Annotated in this window: 15 protein-coding genes; 12 read left to right on the top strand and 3 right to left on the bottom strand. The window is 52.9% G+C overall.

Annotation, left to right across the window (positions count from 1 at the left end):
* Positions 1–35: 35 nt before the first annotated feature.
* The 4 genes from hydG to hydF (AC0LWN_RS15340) all read left to right on the top strand — a co-directional run bounded on the left by hydG (position 36) and on the right by hydF (AC0LWN_RS15340) (position 5,618).
* Positions 36–1,460, top strand: coding sequence for a [FeFe] hydrogenase H-cluster radical SAM maturase HydG (gene hydG, locus AC0LWN_RS15355; RefSeq protein ID WP_474666733.1), 1,425 nt, complete (start codon positions 36–38; stop codon positions 1,458–1,460).
* 26 nt (positions 1,461–1,486) lie between these two features.
* Complete coding sequence (hydF, locus tag AC0LWN_RS15350; protein WP_474666731.1) at positions 1,487–2,677, top strand: [FeFe] hydrogenase H-cluster maturation GTPase HydF; 1,191 nt, start codon at positions 1,487–1,489, stop codon at positions 2,675–2,677.
* Positions 2,678–2,894: 217 nt separating this feature from the next.
* Complete coding sequence (locus tag AC0LWN_RS15345) at positions 2,895–4,307, top strand: aspartate ammonia-lyase (protein WP_474666729.1); 1,413 nt, start codon at positions 2,895–2,897, stop codon at positions 4,305–4,307.
* A gap of 42 nt (positions 4,308–4,349) precedes the next feature.
* The gene (gene hydF, locus AC0LWN_RS15340; RefSeq protein ID WP_474666727.1) at positions 4,350–5,618 is read left to right on the top strand and encodes a [FeFe] hydrogenase H-cluster maturation GTPase HydF; all 1,269 of its coding nucleotides are present in this window, start codon (positions 4,350–4,352) and stop codon (positions 5,616–5,618) included.
* Positions 5,619–5,958: 340 nt separating this feature from the next.
* On the opposite strand, the gene AC0LWN_RS15335 is transcribed toward hydF (AC0LWN_RS15340), so the two are convergent.
* Together AC0LWN_RS15335 and AC0LWN_RS15330 are read right to left on the bottom strand one after the other, a co-directional pair.
* On the bottom strand, positions 5,959–6,771 hold the full coding sequence (locus AC0LWN_RS15335) for a Cof-type HAD-IIB family hydrolase (protein ID WP_474666725.1): 813 nt from the start codon (positions 6,769–6,771) through the stop codon (positions 5,959–5,961).
* Positions 6,772–6,827: 56 nt separating this feature from the next.
* Positions 6,828–7,739 (bottom strand): DMT family transporter, encoded by a 912-nt coding sequence (locus AC0LWN_RS15330; RefSeq protein WP_474666723.1) that lies wholly within the window; start codon positions 7,737–7,739, stop codon positions 6,828–6,830.
* A 245-nt stretch (positions 7,740–7,984) separates the two neighbouring features.
* On the opposite strand from AC0LWN_RS15330, the gene AC0LWN_RS15325 reads away from it, so the two are divergent.
* The 6 genes from AC0LWN_RS15325 (at position 7,985) to AC0LWN_RS15300 (ending at position 13,012) form a co-directional block, all read left to right on the top strand.
* Positions 7,985–8,698 (top strand): metal-dependent hydrolase, encoded by a 714-nt coding sequence (locus AC0LWN_RS15325; RefSeq protein ID WP_474666721.1) that lies wholly within the window; start codon positions 7,985–7,987, stop codon positions 8,696–8,698.
* A gap of 211 nt (positions 8,699–8,909) precedes the next feature.
* Complete coding sequence (locus AC0LWN_RS15320; protein ID WP_474666719.1) at positions 8,910–9,392, top strand: hypothetical protein; 483 nt, start codon at positions 8,910–8,912, stop codon at positions 9,390–9,392.
* A 125-nt stretch (positions 9,393–9,517) separates the two neighbouring features.
* On the top strand, positions 9,518–10,093 hold the full coding sequence (locus AC0LWN_RS15315; RefSeq protein WP_474666717.1) for a TetR/AcrR family transcriptional regulator: 576 nt from the start codon (positions 9,518–9,520) through the stop codon (positions 10,091–10,093).
* Positions 10,094–10,113: 20 nt separating this feature from the next.
* Complete coding sequence (locus AC0LWN_RS15310) at positions 10,114–10,884, top strand: ABC transporter ATP-binding protein (RefSeq protein WP_474666715.1); 771 nt, start codon at positions 10,114–10,116, stop codon at positions 10,882–10,884.
* The gene (locus AC0LWN_RS15305) at positions 10,881–12,023 is read left to right on the top strand and encodes an ABC transporter permease (RefSeq protein ID WP_474666713.1); all 1,143 of its coding nucleotides are present in this window, start codon (positions 10,881–10,883) and stop codon (positions 12,021–12,023) included. Before AC0LWN_RS15310 ends, AC0LWN_RS15305 begins: the two co-directional genes overlap by 4 nt.
* 104 nt (positions 12,024–12,127) lie before the next feature.
* A complete protein-coding gene (locus tag AC0LWN_RS15300; protein ID WP_474666711.1) occupies positions 12,128–13,012 on the top strand; it encodes an AraC family transcriptional regulator in 885 nt (294 codons plus the stop codon).
* Positions 13,013–13,095: 83 nt separating this feature from the next.
* Here the strand turns inward: AC0LWN_RS15300 and lplA are convergent, their stop codons facing one another.
* A complete protein-coding gene (gene lplA, locus AC0LWN_RS15295) occupies positions 13,096–14,097 on the bottom strand; it encodes a lipoate--protein ligase (RefSeq protein WP_474666708.1) in 1,002 nt (333 codons plus the stop codon).
* A 228-nt stretch (positions 14,098–14,325) separates the two neighbouring features.
* Between lplA and cobD the strand changes: the two genes are divergently transcribed.
* Both cobD and AC0LWN_RS15285 read left to right on the top strand, forming a co-directional pair.
* Positions 14,326–15,420 (top strand): threonine-phosphate decarboxylase CobD, encoded by a 1,095-nt coding sequence (gene cobD / locus AC0LWN_RS15290; protein ID WP_474666706.1) that lies wholly within the window; start codon positions 14,326–14,328, stop codon positions 15,418–15,420.
* A gap of 332 nt (positions 15,421–15,752) precedes the next feature.
* On the top strand, positions 15,753–16,727 hold the full coding sequence (locus AC0LWN_RS15285) for an adenosylcobinamide amidohydrolase (RefSeq protein WP_474666704.1): 975 nt from the start codon (positions 15,753–15,755) through the stop codon (positions 16,725–16,727).
* Positions 16,728–16,731: the final 4 nt, after the last annotated feature.

The following is a 16,731-nucleotide window of genomic DNA, read 5'->3' as shown; positions in this document are numbered from 1 at the left end:
TTCCGTAGCACAAAACTTTGAGGAGGCTGACGAAGTTGCGGAAAGATTGGGAACCCGCTGATTTTATCAATGACGAGGAGATTCTGCTCAGTCTGGAAGAAGCCAAGGTGAAGGCAGGCGACGAGACCTATGTCCAGTCCATTTTAGAAAAAGCAAGAGAGTGCAGGGGACTCACCCACCGGGAAGCAGCCGTGCTGCTTGAGGTTACAGATACAGAGGTCCTTGATAGCATTAACCGCTCTGCGAAGGTCATTAAAGAGAAAATTTACGGCAACCGTATTGTATTATTCGCTCCATTATATATAAGCAACTATTGCGTCAATAATTGCGAGTACTGCGGATACAAGCACAGCAACAAGGATTTTCAGCGGCGGAAGCTAAGTATGGATGAATTAGCGGATGAAGTCTGCGTACTGCAGGAATTAGGCCATAAACGGCTTGTCGTTGAAGCAGGAGAAGACCCGTTGGCCTGTGACATTGACTATGTGGTCGAGTCGATCAAGACGATTTATTCCGTGAAGGTCGATAACGGCAGCATCCGCCGCGTGAATATTAACATTGCAGCTACCACAATTGAGGATTACACGAAGCTTAGGGATGCGGAGATAGGAACCTATATTTTATTCCAGGAGACGTATCACAGACCCACCTATGCTGCTCTGCATCACGAGGGACCCAAGAGAGATTACGACTGGCATACCACAGCCATGGACCGCGCTCAAATGGGCGGGATTGATGATGTGGGCATTGGCGTTCTCTATGGCCTGTATGACTACAAGTACGATACAGTCGCTATGCTGATGCATGCGGAGCACCTGGAGGAGAGGTTCGGTGTCGGTCCCCACACTGTATCTGTTCCCAGGCTGCGTGAGGCGGCGGGTGTGAATTTGGAAACCTATCCGCATTTGGTCAAGGATGAGGATTTCAAGAAGCTTGTTGCCGTTCTTCGCTTGGCTGTTCCCTATACCGGGATGATTCTTTCCACTCGCGAAGAGCCGTCATTCCGTGACGAGGTGATCAAGCTGGGAATTTCCCAGGTGAGTGCGGGCTCCAGTACGGGAGTCGGCGGCTACATGGAGACCAAGCAGGGAACCGCAGGCGAGCCAAAAGAGAAGCCGCAATTCGAAGTAAGCGATCATCGTTCGCCGGAGGAGATTATCCGCGGACTATGCCGGGATGGATACGTTCCCAGCTATTGTACCGCTTGCTACCGGGAAGGACGTACAGGCGACCGCTTTATGAGACTTGCCAAGTCCGGGCAGATTCATAATGTGTGCCAGCCGAACTCTCTTTTAACGTTTAAGGAGTACTTGCTTGATTATGCAGACGAGGAGACCCGTATCTTAGGGGAAGAGATCATCCGCAGGGGCCTTGATGATATTCCGAAGGAAGCCGCGAGAAAAGCGACGATTATTCGGCTCCAGCGCATTGAAAATGGCGAACGGGATTTACGTTTCTAAAATCGTATCTTAAGGAGAGAAACGTTATGCAATTTACACCACAATCCAACAAAATGCATATCGCTGTGTTTGGCAGAAGGAATGCCGGGAAATCCAGTCTGATTAACGCGCTCACAGCGAAAAAGACCTTGCTGGTCAGCGATGAGCCGGGAACGACAACCGAACCAGTCTTTCAATATTTGGAGGTCAAAAATATCGGAACCGCCATTATCGTAGATACGGCCGGAATTGATGATCCGGACCTCTTCCGGGTGCAAAAGACGAGAGAGGTTATGGATTTAACCGATCTTGGGATGATGATTTTCTCCGATGAGCCAGGCGACTACAAGCTGGAAAAGGAATGGGTTCGCGAGCTGGCTAACCGGAATATTCCGGTCATCGGGGTTATTGCCAAAACCGACGATCATTATGTAGATATTGACACTCTTAAGACACAACTGAACATCCCCTTCGTGAAGCTCAGCGTCAAGCGGAACTCCAACCTTGGAAGTCTGCGCCACGCCATGAGCGCCTATGCTCCGGCCGAATTTGAACGCAACAGCATCGTAGGGGATTTGGTCAACCCCGGGGACCTGGTAGTCATGGTGATGCCTGAGATGATCCCTGCCCCTAAATACCGGCTGGTTGCTTCGCAACAGCAAATTCTCCGCGATTTGCTGGATCATCACGCTATGGCGGTGTCTGTCACTGAAGAAGAACTGCCGGAGCTGCTCTCGCGCCTGAATAAAATACCTAATCTTGTGATTACAGATTCACAGGTATTTGACAAAGTGAACGAGATTATTCCGGCGAGTGTGCCCTTAACCACCTTTGCGATTCTGATGGCGCGTTTCAAGGGCGATTTGGAAACCTTTGTAGCCGGTGCCGGGATGATATCCACCCTGAAGCCTGGAGACAAGGTCCTTCTGTCAGAGGCCTGTATCCATCACCCGCATAATGGTGAGATCGACCGTGTGCTGGTCAAGGCCAAGCTTCAGGAAATGGCTGGCGGCGTTCTGGATATCACGACAAGTGTGGGGCCCGATTTCCCTGAGGACATCTCCGGGTATAAGCTGATCGTTCATTGTGGAGGCTGTATCTTTAATCGCAAGCAACTGATGATGCGGCTGCAAAGCTCTGGAGTGCAAGGAGTGCCGATTACCAACTATGGCATCGCTTTTGCCTACTTCCACGGGATTCTGCCGCGTGTGCTGGAAGTGCTGCAGGTGAGGGCCTGAGCGTTATAAGCAGGACTTGAAAATTCAAAAAAAGGGTAGAAGTACGGAGGGGAAGTTTGGAACTGGAGGAGCGGTAGCGTCCGCCTTTGTATTCAGATGTTATCCGCTAAGCGATATAATCAAAAAACATCTGAATACAACAGCGGCCGGAAGTCCAAACATTCCCCGCAGTACGACCAAAACCCTTCCCTTAGTCTGGCAAAAGGACGGCTATCCAATGGAACAATCGCGGAAATCTCCCCGTATTGAACGGGATGCTTTGGGCGAAAAGGAGATACCAGCGGCTGCTTACTATGGTATTCATACGGCGCGGGCGATGGACAATTTTTCTGTAAGCGGCAGAACGGTTAACCCTCATTTGCTCCATAGCATGATAACGGTGAAGAAATCAGCAGCGCTGGCTCATTTGAAGCTGAATACCTATCCGGCGGCCATTGCCCGGGCGATTGTGCAGGCCTGTGATGAGCTTCTGGCAGGTGATTATAAAGAGCAATTTACGGTAGATGCTCTGCAGGGCGGCGCCGGCACATCAACAAATATGAATGTGAACGAAGTTATCGCGAGCCGTGCGATTGAGCTAATGGGTGGAGAACGCGGGGATTATTCACGGGTACATCCTCTGGATCACGTCAACTGCTGCCAATCCACCAATGATGTCTATCCAACGGCACTAAGAATCGCTGCTATCGGTTTGGTGCGGCTGCTAAGTCAGGCATTTGCTTCCTTGCAGGAAGCGCTGCAGGAAAAAGAACATGCCTTCGCAGACGTGCTCAAGCTGGGCCGTACGGAGCTTATGGATGCTTTGCCGATGATGGCAGGGCAAGGCTTCGGAGCCTACGCTAAAGCGATCGCCCGGGACCGGTGGCGGCTGTACAAAGTAGAGGAACGGCTTAGAGAAATTAACATTGGGGGTACAGCGATTGGAACAGGACTCAATGCCCCGGTAAAATATACGTTTTACATCACCGATATTTTGCAGGATTTGACCGGCTATGGTCTGGCGCGGAGCGAGTATCCGATGGACCCCACGCAGAATATGGATGTTTTCGCTGAAGTGTCCGGACTGCTCAAGGCTGCCGCCATTAATCTTTTGAAAATATCGGGAGATCTGCGGCTTCTGGCAAGCGGTCCAGCCGGAGGCTTGGGGGAGCTTGAATTGCCGGCTGTGCAGGCGGGCTCCTCGATTATGCCGGGTAAAGTAAATCCGGTGATGGCGGAGATGGCAGGGCTTGCTGCGATGCGTGTCATTGCCAATGATACCGCTGTAACGATGGCGGCTGCGGGCGGCCAATTGGAGCTTAATGCGTTTATGCCGCTGATCGCTGATGCGCTCCTGGAATCCTTGGAGATTCTGACGAATGCCGTAGGGCTGTTCGAAGAGCGCTGTGTCCGCGGCATCCGTATTAATGAGGAACGCTGCCATGAACGGGTGGTGCATTCCTCCGCTCTGGCCGCAGCACTAATAAGCCACATCGGTTACGAGAAAAGTGCAGAGGTAGCCAAGCAAGCAGGGCAAGAGGGCAAATCTGTACGGCAGGTGCTGATGGAGACCCGGCTTCTCCCGGAGACTGAGATTGACCAAATTCTGAATCCCTATCAAGTGACCAAACCGGGCGTGCCTGGAAAATAAGCGGAAAAACACGTTAACCGGTCAAGTGAAGGAGAGAGCAGCATGAGTGTGAATGATACCCCCCGCTCCAGCCGCTTGCACATCGCCATATTCGGCAGGAGCAATGCCGGGAAATCAAGCCTGATCAACACGATAACAAAACAGGATGCCGCAGTCGTGTCACCGGTTAAAGGAACAACAACCGATCCCGTATATAAAGCTATGGAGCTGCTTCCCCTCGGGCCGGTTGTATTTATTGATACGGCTGGCTTGGATGAGGCAGGGGAGCTGGGGGAACTGCGGAAGCAGAAGACGCTTGAGGTTCTTAACAAGTCTGACATGGCCCTGATTGTCGTTGATGCTGCCTGCGGTGTAACCTCATTTGACCGGCAAATTGCCGAGACCGTCCGAAGCAAAGGTATTCCAGCTATTGTTGTTTTAAATAAAATAGATTTGTTAGTGGACAAGAAATCATCCCCTGCTGAAGACCTTGCAGCTTTTGTTAACAAGACTGAGGAGGAATTGGGCTGTAAGGTGATCCCTGTATCTGCAGTGGAGCGGCAGGGGATTAGCGGCCTCATGAAGGCGCTGATTGCTGCTGTACCAGATCATGATGATAAATTCCGTATTATCGGGGATCTTGTCGCTCCAGGCGATTTGGTAGTACTGGTGGTGCCGATTGACAAAGCCGCCCCCAAAGGCAGGCTGATTCTTCCGCAGCAGCAGACGATCCGCGACCTGCTGGAGAGCGACGCCATTGCGGTGGTTACCAAGGAATTTGAGCTGAAGGAAACCTTGGAGAGCCTTGGCAAGAAGCCGCGGCTTGTGATTACGGATTCGCAGGTATTTCTGAAGGTTGCGGGAGATACGCCAAAAGACATTCCGCTCACCTCCTTTTCCATACTGTTTGCCCGGCACAAAGGCAATCTTGAAGAGATGGTGAGAGGCGCGCGTGCGATCGACCGGCTGCAGGACGGTGACCGGGTGCTGATTGCCGAAGCATGCACACATCACCAGCAGCCGGATGATATCGGCAAGGTGAAAATTCCGCGCTGGATTCGTCAGGCCACGGGAAAACAGCTCCAGTTCGATTTTGCGAACGGAATGAAGTTTCCTGACCATGTGAAGGACTACTCGCTTATTGTTCATTGCGGCGGCTGCATGATGAACCGCAGACAGATGCTCTGGCGGGTGGAGCAAGCCGCTCAGGCTGGAGTTCCCATAGTCAATTATGGCGTTGCGATTGCCTATGTCCAAGGCATTTTGGAGAGAGCGATTTCTCCGTTTCCGCTGGCCCGCATGGCCTGGGAGGAAAGCATGCCGCAGGAGTGAGCTGCAATTAGGACAAAGTCCACGAGCAAGAAGCATATCTTCTTGGGTGGGCTTTTTCATTATGCGGGGAGGCTTAGGAGGCAGTAAAAAAGAGGCCTGTGCGGCCTCTCTTGAATAACAATGTGAAGTGGAAAAAGTAGAGCTAATTAGAAGATTCCAGTCCCCGATGGGCTATTAGTGGGAAAATGTAACCCTAATTCGCTCGAATCAGGCGGTAAATCATGAATTAGTCCGAATTAGATGGACAAATTCCAACTAAACCTCAATTTACCACGGATTTGAGCAGATTAGCGGGAGAAATTCCACTTCGCTCAAGACCCGGGGGATTTCTGCTGCCTGCTTACGCTTCTTGACCGGCAGTTTTAAGGATGAATTTATCAATGGCATATTTCACGCCGTCTTCGTTGTTGCTGAGGGTGACGAAGTCGGCGATTTCCTTCAGCGCCGGAATGGCATTAGCCATAGCAACGCCAAGGCCGGCGGCTTCCAGCATTTCGTGGTCGTTCCAGGAGTCGCCGACAGCGATGGTTTCGGACATATCGCAGCCGAAATGCGCGGCAAGGAATTCGAGAGCGAGGCCTTTGGTGCCTTCACGGTGCATGATCTCCAGGAAATGCGGCTTGGATTTGGTAATGTGCACGGAATCGCCCAGCAGCTCACGCAGAATTGGCGCCAGCTCGTCCAGGAATGCGGGATCGTCGATGATCAGCATTTTTGGTGTTTTTTGCGGTACAAGCTTCTCCCAATCCGGCTCGATGTAGTACCGGGTTCCGTTGAGGGTGGAGTAGTCGATCAGCTTTTGGTTCTCTTCGCGCGCGTAGAGCTTGTCATCAATGTAGGTTTGCAGGTGCAGATTATGCTCCACACAATAGTTGAACAGCTTACGTACGGCGTCCTGCGGCACATAGCGCTCGTACAGCACTTTTTCATCCATCAGATTCTTCACAAGTGCGCCCTGGTAGGTAATAATCGGCACATTCAGTCCGGTCTGGCGGGCAATGGCCTGGGCCGAAGCATAAGCGCGTCCGGTGGCAAGTGTAACCACAACACCTGCGGCCACAGCCTGCTCCAGTGCAGTTTGCGTCGCGGGGGTTACTTCCTTCTCATCATTAATTAGCGTGTCATCAATATCAATTGCAATCAATTTGTACATTTGGGTTCTCTCCTTTTTCTCTATAACAGCTTGGGGCGCCTGGCTTGAAGCCAGGCTTAATTCTCTTGAGCTGCCTGGGCAGGCTCGGGGCTTAGCTCGGCAATAAGCATCGCTGCAAGAATGCACAGACAGCCCAGCGCTGCAGTGATGCCGAGCGTTTCCCCGCCAAACATCAGCCCGGTCAGGGCGGCAAACACCGGCTCGGTGGCGTAAATAATCGCCACCCGGGCTGGTGTGGTGTATTTCTGGCAGGCGGTCTGAATCCAGAAGGCAAAAGCGCTCGTAGGGCCGATGGAGACCAGCAGCGCCCACAGTACATCCGGCTTCAGGATCAGCGCCCCGCTGTGCGCAAGCGGGGCGGGGCCGTCCACGAGCAGCGAGGCGGCTACGCTGAGCAGCCCGACAAAGGCAAGCTGCAGCGTGGCGAGCGGCAGCGCAGGATAACGCGGAGCGTATACGCCGGTATATGCGACCTGCAGTGCAAAAGCGACAGCGCAGAGCAGCACCAGCGCATCGCCTTGGTTCAAGGACAGCGCGGAGCCGGTGAAGGTGAGCAGGTAGAGGCCTGCCACCGCGAGGCCCGCGCTGAACCAGGTATACCGGGAGATGGCGGTCTTAAGCAGTGCCAGCGACAGGAAGGGGACAAGCACAACCGACAGTCCGGTAATAAATCCGGTGTTGGATGTGCTGGTGTAGAGCAGTCCCATTGTCTGGAAGCCATAGCCCAGAAACAGAAAAAGACCCAGCAGCAGGGCATGGATTACCATGCGCCAGCTCATCAGCTTCCATTCCCGGCGGTAAAAAACGGTGGTGATCAGCGCCAGCAGCACGGCGGCACCCGTGAACCGGATGCCGTTGAAGGCGAGCGGCGGCAGCACCTTGACCGCGCTTTGCACAATCAGAAACGTACAGCCCCACATCATCGCCACCAGCAGCAGACTGAAATCGGCGATTCGGGAGCGGTTCACCTAGGTCATCCTTTCTTGAATCAGGCCAGAATACAGGCCAACTGAAGTTGTCAAAATTGTAACTTAAAACAGTGAGGAGGACAAGACGAAACTGCTCTACAGGCCGCCTGCCAAGGGATTAAGCAATCGAATTACAACCAAAGGCTGGACAAAAAAGCCAGCCCTTGGTATACTTCGATAACCGTACACCTGTTCTTATTTTTACGCAGGATAGTCTCTACATCTTAGAAAGGAGCGGGTACACCATGATGGGCAAATCCCATTTAATCATCAGCACCGGGATAACCCTATCCGCCATGAGCCTGCTCGGCTATGACATTACGATTCCGGCGGTCGCCGTAGCGGGACTCAGCGCCCTGCTGCCTGATATCGACGAGCCGAATTCGCTGCTGGTGCGCAAGGCCGTGCCGGAATTCCTGCTGCGGATACTGCAGGTGGCGCTCATTGGGACGGCTGTTTATCTTTATTTTGCCGGAGTGGCCGCACCGCCCTGGAATATTGCGCTGGCGCTGCTGGTCGGCAGCGTGTCCTTCCTGCCGGGCCGCAGGCTGCGGCATCTGGTAATGCTGCTGCTGGCCCTGGCGCTGTTCGCGTTCGCGGATGCCTATGATCCCTGGAACTACATTGCCGCTTGCGTGCTAGTAGTCTCCTCGGTTGTGCCGCACCGGGGACTTACGCATACGCTGTACGGCGTGGCCGGCTGGAGCGCCTTGCTCTATTTTGCCTCGCTTGGCATGGATGACGGCGGCAGCCTGTGGATTGCCGGGGGCATGTCCTACGCGCTGCATCTGCTGGCCGATGCCCTGACCCAGCGCGGAATTACCCCGCTGCCTCCGCTCCCCTTCAAGCTGCGGCTGAAGCTGATGAGCACCGGGACGAAGAAGGGCAGCGCGGTGGAGAATGTCTGCATTGTGCTGACACTCGCACTCGTTGTGTATGTATTTGTACTCACCGCTTGAGAAGGGCATGGACCCGAATGCAACACCCGACACCGAAGGCTTTCCGCTGCTTAGCAGCGGGGAGCCTTTTGCTTTTATGCGGAGCCTGCCACTGTAGGATGTTATAAGGGTAATCGCTTACGAAATGAACTAAAAACAGGTGAAACAAGGAGAACCGTGAGCAGGTGCTTCGCGCGGAAATAACAGCAAAAATGCCGTTGTTGAAGTAAGATTGGGTGGTGCGCCCGGTAATAACGGCAGAAATGCCGTTGTTGGAGCAAGATTAGGGTGTACGCCCGGAAATAACGGCAGAAATGCCGTTGTTGGAGCAAGATTGGGTGGTACGCCAAGAAATAACGGCAAAAATGCCGTTGTTGGGGCAAGATTAGGTGGTGCGCACGGAAATAACGGCAGAAATGCCGTTGTTGGAACAAGATTAGGTGGTGCGCCCAGAAATAACAGCAGAAACGCCGTTGTTGGAGCAAGATTGGGTGGTGCGCCCGGAAATAACGGCAAAAATGCCGTTGTTGGAGCAAGATTGGGTGGTACACCAGGAAATAACGGCAAAAATGCCGTTGTTGGGGCAAGATTGGGTGGTATGCCAAGAAATAACAGCAAAAATGCCGTTGTTGGAGCGTGGAGAGGTGAAGTCGGGAAATTCCACCTTCGTTACCTGGTAAATAGGGCTGACGCTTCCGAAGCCATTATTTCCTGAAACTTTGAGTACAGGGGTTCAAAAAAATCTGTAAGCGATTGTCCTGTAATGTTATTTACTTCATAGACACCCACAATAGAGCTTGTTAAAATAAACATACCGACGGTCGGAATGGAGAATAACCAATGACAAAAAAGCAGTTGAAAGAGCATAGAGTAGAGTCTTTGCTCCTGGCAGCAGTAGAGGAGTTTCTCGAAAAGGGCTATGATGGCGCATCTGTAGATGCAATTGCCAAGAGAGCCGGTGTCAGCAAGGGCGGCTTTTATCATCATTTTCCCAATAAGGAGGTGCTGTTGATGGAGGCGAATCAGAAGCTGTCGGAGCCGCTAATAGAAATGGCGGAAAAGGCGAGCATGAATAGCAGTGCTATGGACGGATTAAGACAATACATTAGCGATTATCTGAGCTTTTGGGCAAGCAGGCCAAGGGAGCTGAGCTTTCTTTTCTTATCCATGTCCAAAGCATTGCAGGCTCCGGCCCTTATGGAGTATTACAGAGAATACGTCAAACAAAGCACATCTTTCTTTGTGGGAATGTTCCAAAAAGCAGTCGAATCTGGCGAGGCTGAAATGAAGGACCCTGAAGCCTATGGGATATCCTTGATGGGAGCGCTGGATGGGGTTGTTTCTTATGCGATGATTCATCCTGAAGAAGAGATCGAGCTTCTGGCGGAGCGTTTTGGGCAGGTCTGGCTGAAATGACGGAAAGGAGTAATCAATGAATGGAGCATGAGATTATTCTGTCTGTAGAAGGATTAAGCAAAAGCTATGGTGAACTGCGCGCGGTAGATGATGTAAGCTTTTCGGTGCGTAAGGGAGAGGTGTTCGGGCTGCTCGGGCCCAATGGTGCCGGTAAGTCTACTACTATAAAAATGCTGTGCGGTCTTCTGAAAGTCGATTCAGGTGAAATTACGGTCAATGGCATCTCCATGTCTTCGGGCTATGAGCGGATCAAAGGGATTATTGGGCTGTGTCCGCAGGATATTGTCATCTGGGAGCTGCTGACCTGTCTGGAGCAGTTGAAATTTGCCGGGGTGTCCTATGGATTGACCTCAAGAGCGGCTGCTAATAAGGCGGAAAGCCTTCTGCAAAAGCTTGGACTCTGGGATAAAAGAAACAGCCTTGCCAAAACGCTGTCAGGCGGCATGCAAAGGAGGCTCAACATCGCGCTGGCGCTTGTTCATGACCCGAAGCTGATTATTTTGGACGAACCGCAGGCAGGGCTTGATCCTCAGAGCAGGCTTCTTGTCCGTGACTTCATCAGAGGGCTGGCTCAAGAAACAACGGTTATCCTTACCACCCATGACATGGATGAAGCCGATAGACTATCAGACAGGGTGGCAATCATTGACCACGGGAAGGTGCTTTTGGTAGACACGCCTGAGAAGCTCAAGGATCAATACGGGGCAGGAGATGTAGAGGTTACGACGGTCAGAAAGCGGACGCTTGAGGATGTGTTTATTGCTCTGACGGGAAGGGGGCTGCGTGAATGAAGCTGGCTGCTTCTGTTACAAAGTCATTTAAGGAAAACATAAGGGATTGGAAGGTTCTTGCGCTGGTGCTGCTGTTCTCCCCGTTCTTTTTATTCCTGATGAACCTGTTTTATGGAGGGGAGCCAACCACCTATAAATTGGGCGTTATCAATTATGATGCTGGCCGGTCATCCATCGAATTAATCCAAAATCTGGAGCATATGAAGGGGCAGGATAACGCCAATATTTTTGTGATAGCTGATTTCAGCAGCCAGAATCAATTAGAGGCAAAAATAAAAGAAAAAGCCATAGATCTAGGAATCATTATCCCAGAAGATTATTCGGACCAATTAGCCCGCAAATCTGCTGATAACAATGAGAACCCCGCTCTTGTAGACTTTTATGGCAGCATGGGAAATTTGAGATATCCGGTTGCGGCGGTGCTGGCGGCAGATGGTGTGAACCAGCAAGGCTTGGAGATAGCCCAAATAAAGCTGCCCACAAAGATAAACGAAACCTTTCTTGAGAAAAAACAGCCGCTCAATGAATTTGAAGGATATGTTCCGGGTTTGATTTCTTTGGCTGTGTTAATGATTCTTTTTACAGCAACTGCGTCAATTGTGAAGGAAAATGATAAAAAGACACTGATCCGCTTGAAGCTTAGCCGTCTGGGCGCGTTCAATTTCCTTGGCGGCATATGTATTACGCAAGCGATTGTAGCCGCAGCAGCAATTGTTCTTTCCTACTGGACGGCGCTTGGACTGGGCTACAAACCGGCGGGAGGATTTGGCGCTGTGCTTGTCATAGGGCTTCTATCCAGCTTCTCGATGGTTGCTATCAGCCTGGTGGTGGCAAGCTTCCTAAACACAGTGTTTGATGTGCTGACTGTTGGCTGTTTTCCATTCTTTATTCTAATGTTTTTCTCGGGCAGCATGTTTCCGCTTCCGAAGCTGAATCTGCTTACAATAGGCGGGCATTCCTTCGGGCTTGCAGATCTATTGCCGCTTACGCATACTGCAAATGCATTTAACAGCATCCTGAACTATGGAGCAGGCTTGGGCGATGTGTGGTTCGACGGCTTGATGATTGCTCTGCTCACAGTGATCTATTTTGTAACAGGTTTGCTGCTGTACCAGAAGCGTAAGCTTTCGAGAGCATAAGTGTATTCCCGAAGAAGAGGGCAGTTTCCGGACAAAACGGAGCATCCCAAGACAGGAACAACCGCCTGATTTCCTGTACCTTGAAGGAGAAAGGAGATGAGAATATGGAGACACTGGTATTGCTGCGCCAGGCTATCGACTATATAGAAGAGCGGCTGCAGACGAGACTTGAAATTGAGGATATTGCCAAAGCTGCCTTGTCCTCTAAATACCATTTTCAGCGGATGTTTCATGCCTTGACCGGCTTTACTGTAACCGAATATATTCGCAACCGCCGGCTTACGCTCGCTGCCGAAGAATTGGCAAGTACGGACAGTAAAGTCATTGATGTGGCGCTGAAGTATGGCTATGAGAATCCTGAGGCGTTCGCCAAAGCCTTTCAGCGGTTGCATGGCATGACACCGTCTGCTGCGAAGAAAAAGGATGTGAAGCTCAAGTCGTTTCCGCGAATCTCCTTTCAAATTCAGATTAAAGGGGTAACGGAAATGAATTATCGCATTGTGGAGGAAAGTGCTTCGGTAGTGGTGGGCAAGGATTTTATTATTCGAAAGGATGCTTCTGCGGAAATACCCGAATTTGTGGAGAAAATCTGGAAGGATAGCACGCATGATCACATCAATGAAGCTGTAGGAAAGCCTCACGGCTCCCTTCTGTTCGGCTATCATTACGATTTCAGCGAAGATGGAACGAAACGGTATTTGATGGGCTTCGAGGTAAAGGAGGCAAATGAAATTCCGCAGGACTTAACCGTTCTTCATATTCCCGCTCAAACCTATGCGGTGTTCGACAGCAGGGAGCAAATTCCCGATGATGCTGAGCTTGGGCTAGAAATTATAAATGTATGGAGACGCATCTATGCGGAGTGGTTTCCTTCAGCGAACTTTGAGCAGGTTGAGGGTCCGTGCATTGAAAAATATTATTGGGTGGATGAGAGCCAAGCTGATTCTATCTGCGAAGTATGGATTCCCGTTCAGAGAAAACGTCTGTAACAGGTTAAAAGCATTAAGGCTTACCGCTGCGTGGTTGCAGCCGGTAAGCCTTTTGCTCCGGGTAACTTATGCCGAGGGGGATGCTATTCCTCCAGGAAGATCAGACCGATGAAATCCTCCGGCTCGATGCGGCCAAAATAATGCTTCAGATCAAGCCCGGACAGAGCCGCTCTGACCTCGGCTTCATCATAACGCTTGCCGCGCAGCGCGTTCTCTACATCTGCTACATCGCCGACGCCGAAGAAGTCGCCGTAGATTTTGATCTCCTGAATGAGAGAATCTTCAATGTCCATGCGGATATCGACAAGCCCTGCCGGGAATTTGCGGGTGTGCTTCACATTGCTTTTCGGCGACAGGCCATAGTTCCAATCCCAATTCCGGTAATGCTCCTCCGAGATTTCGTTGATCCGCACCCAGTCCTCCTGAGTCAGCTTGTACTGCGGAACCTCTGAAGGCTCCATGCCAAAGATGGAACGCAGCAGCCCTTCGCGGAACTCTTCAATCGTCATATCGGTACCGAGCAGCTCCTTGATGTTGGCTACACGGCTGCGCACGGATTTGGTGCTCTTTGATTTGAATTTCTCCGGGTTCACGTTCAGCGAAGCCTGCACATCATCCAGATTGAGGTTGAACATCAGTGTGCCGTGGCTGAACATGCGTCCGCGTGTGGAGAACTGGGCATTGCCGGAGATTTTTTGCTCACCGACCTGCAGATCATTACGTCCGCTCAGCTCGGCATTCACACCCATTGCCTGCAAATAGTCGATGACAGGCTGGGTGAATTTCAAAAAGTTATGAAAAGACTGTCCGTCGTCCTTGGTAATAAAGCTGAAGTTGAGATTGCCCAGATCGTGATACACGGCCCCGCCGCCGGACAACCGCCGCACCACCTGAATATTATGGTCCTTCACATATTCCTGGTTGATTTCCTCAATGGTGTTCTGGTGTTTCCCGATGATAATGGACGGGCTGTTGATATAAAAAAGCAGATAGCTTTCGTCCATAGGCAGATTCTTCAGGGCAAATTCCTCAATCGCCAGATTGACCGATGCGTCTGTGATTCCTGTGTTATCAATAAAAAGCATAGTGAATTCCTCCGCTTAGGCATGATTGAATACGGGTTCTATTTTAAACCAAAAGCTGGGTTTGTACAAAAGAAACGACGGTTTCCGGGGGAGACCTCTGCCTGAAAGAGGTGAAATGGCCTTGCTTGCCGGGGCCTTGAGGATTGACGTATTTCCGGCAATGAGGCAATAATGGGGTCAATGAGCCATAAAGAGTATAAAAGGAGAAAGATTAGAGGGAGTGTAGGCATGCTTGAAAAATACGGCCACGGCGGCGATTTGCTGACAGCGGCGGAATTGTACGGGGATGGCAGCGGCGGGGCTTTTCTTGATTTCAGCGCCAATATCAACCCGCTCGGACCGCCGCCTGGCGTGCTGGAGCTGCTGCGGGATTCATTAACTGCCATAACGGCGTATCCCGATCCCGGTCACCGCAGGTTAAAATCTCTGCTGGCAGAGAGCCTGGGGATTCATGTGGACTGGATTACTGTGGGCAACGGGGCCGCCGAGTCCATGGCGCTGCTGCTGCTGGCTGCAGCGCCACGCAGGGTGGGCGTTGTCGAGCCTTGCTTCTCCGAATACCGGCAGCTATCAGAGCAGTTCGGTGCCGAGGTGCTGTCCGTTCAGGGAACGCGGGAGCAGGAGTACCGGGCAAGCGTGGACAGCATCGCCGGGCTGCTGGAGCAGGTGGACCTGCTGTTCCTTGGACAGCCGAACAATCCGAACGGCGTCCAGTATGCGCTGGACGACCTGCGGCTGCTGGCGCAGCAGGCGGAGCGCTGCGGGACGGTTCTGGCAGTGGATGAAGCGTTCATCGACTTCATCCCCGAGGAGCGGCGGCAATCGCTGCTGCCAGAGCTTGGGGTTTACCGGCATACGGTGCTGATCCGCTCGATGACGAAGTTCTTTGCCATTCCGGGGCTGCGGCTGGGCTATACGATCGCAGCCCCGGAGCTTGCCGCGGCTATGACCGGCAAGCAGGTGTCCTGGAGCGTGAACGGCCTGGCTCTGCTGGCCGGGGAAGCTTGTCTGCGCAGCGGGCGCGAATATGAGGAGCGCACGCGCTGGCTGATTGCCGCAGAGCGCGAAGCGCTGCGGCAGGGCCTGCTGCGGCTCGGCTGCGAGGTGCCGCCGGGCGAAGCGAACTTCCTGCTGCTGGGCCTGCCCGCGCCTTGGAGCGCTGCGGCCCTGCAGGAGAAGCTGGGGCGCAGCGGCATCCTGGTGCGCAGCTGCGCCATGTATCCCGGCCTGGGGCCGGGGCACATCCGCGTTGCCGTCAAAGGCCGCGAGGACAATGCCCGCCTCCTCCGCCAGATGGAGGAGACGCTGCGGGCGGGAGTGTGAGGGGCTTGAAGGGGCTTGGAGTGGCAGCAGAGTGAGCCGGAGCACGGGAGAACGTAACGGGAGGGGAAGTTTGGGGCTACCGCTCAACCGTTAAGTGGAATTTGTATAACTAATTTGCTGAAATCCCTGTTAATGCGGGGAGTAGTGGGAATTTCTCCAACTAATTCAGGTGAAATACCGTATATCGGCCGATTAGGGCCGGATTAGGTTTACTTTTTCCAACTATTGCTTTCGGGAGAGAGGGCAGGCACTGATTAGCGGGAGAAATTCCACTTATTATAGTGGGAGAGGAAGTTATTGTTAATAAATGCTGTGAGAGGAGCGGGATCAATATGGGTGAAGTACAACTTCCTTTTAAACTTGGCGGCGGTGTGACGGCGTATCATTCTGCTGTTTGGCCTGGACTTGCGCTCGAATGGAAAAAGGAGCATCTGCTGCTGGAATTCCCGGCTGAAGCGGATGGGCTTTCGAGTGCGGTGTATGGTGGAGGGATGGTGCGCCTGAAGCGGGCTGTGAACCAGTTCGTCAGCCGTGATTACGAGTGCAGCAATCCGGTACGCGATATGGAGAATAAATTGGAGGAGTGGGGATACCCGCTGGAGGGCTGCGCGGGCCTGATGACGGCTGTGCCGCTAGAGCATGCCGCCGTCGCGGAAGAGGATACCGGCTCGGCGGGGATTTTCTGCTGCGTGACCGCAGCTTCCGGCAATGCCGCGCGCGCCGGGGTAAAGCGCAACGTGCTGGCGGCGTACCGCCCCGGCACGATCAACATCATGCTGGGCATTGACGGCCGCCTGACTCCGTCTGCGATGGTCAATGCCGTAATGACGGCAGCCGAAGCGAAGGCTGCCGCCCTGGCCGATCTCGGGGTCACCGATCCCGAGAATGGCCTGATTGCCACCGGCACAACGACCGATGCGGTCGTGCTGGCGGTAAGCGGAAGCCGCCGCTACGGGGCGGAGCATGTCTACGCCGGAACCGCCACCGACCTCGGCGGAGCCATTGGCCGGCTGGTGTACGCCGCTGTAACGGCCAGCCTCGCTTCAGTAAAGGCAGCCGGGCCAGTGAAGCCGCACAGTCCGGTCTCCGCACCGGAGCCAGCGGGCTCCGCGCTGGACCCGGCTCAGGCTGCATCAGCTCAGCCAGCGAAGCCGCACAGTCCGGTCGCCATGCCGGAGCCGGTGGGTTTCTCGCTGGACCCGGCTCAGGCTGCATCATCCCAGTCAGTGAAGCCACACAGTCCGGTCTCCGCACCGGAGCAGGCCCAGGCTGCATCCCCGCAGCCGGCAAGGAAGGGCAGCCAATGAGCGG

The sequence above is a fragment of the Paenibacillus sp. sgz302115 genome (assembly GCF_056120445.1).
Note: the sequence above shows the minus strand (reverse complement) of the source record. Positions and strands in the feature narration are given on the sequence as shown.

What these genes read in the sequence shown, in the direction of transcription:
- AC0LWN_RS15325 (WP_474666721.1), top strand. Translation starts at nt 7,985, where the DNA reads ATGATGGGCAAATCCCATTTAATCATCAGCACCGGGATAACCCTATCC.
- lplA (WP_474666708.1), bottom strand. Translation starts at nt 14,097, where the DNA reads ATGCTTTTTATTGATAACACAGGAATCACAGACGCATCGGTCAATCTG.
- AC0LWN_RS15310 (WP_474666715.1), top strand. Translation starts at nt 10,114, where the DNA reads ATGGAGCATGAGATTATTCTGTCTGTAGAAGGATTAAGCAAAAGCTAT.
- AC0LWN_RS15315 (WP_474666717.1), top strand. Translation starts at nt 9,518, where the DNA reads ATGACAAAAAAGCAGTTGAAAGAGCATAGAGTAGAGTCTTTGCTCCTG.
- AC0LWN_RS15305 (WP_474666713.1), top strand. Translation starts at nt 10,881, where the DNA reads ATGAAGCTGGCTGCTTCTGTTACAAAGTCATTTAAGGAAAACATAAGG.
- hydF (WP_474666731.1), top strand. Translation starts at nt 1,487, where the DNA reads ATGCAATTTACACCACAATCCAACAAAATGCATATCGCTGTGTTTGGC.
- AC0LWN_RS15285 (WP_474666704.1), top strand. Translation starts at nt 15,753, where the DNA reads ATGGGTGAAGTACAACTTCCTTTTAAACTTGGCGGCGGTGTGACGGCG.
- cobD (WP_474666706.1), top strand. Translation starts at nt 14,326, where the DNA reads ATGCTTGAAAAATACGGCCACGGCGGCGATTTGCTGACAGCGGCGGAA.
- AC0LWN_RS15335 (WP_474666725.1), bottom strand. Translation starts at nt 6,771, where the DNA reads ATGTACAAATTGATTGCAATTGATATTGATGACACGCTAATTAATGAT.
- hydF (WP_474666727.1), top strand. Translation starts at nt 4,350, where the DNA reads ATGAGTGTGAATGATACCCCCCGCTCCAGCCGCTTGCACATCGCCATA.
- AC0LWN_RS15345 (WP_474666729.1), top strand. Translation starts at nt 2,895, where the DNA reads ATGGAACAATCGCGGAAATCTCCCCGTATTGAACGGGATGCTTTGGGC.
- AC0LWN_RS15300 (WP_474666711.1), top strand. Translation starts at nt 12,128, where the DNA reads ATGGAGACACTGGTATTGCTGCGCCAGGCTATCGACTATATAGAAGAG.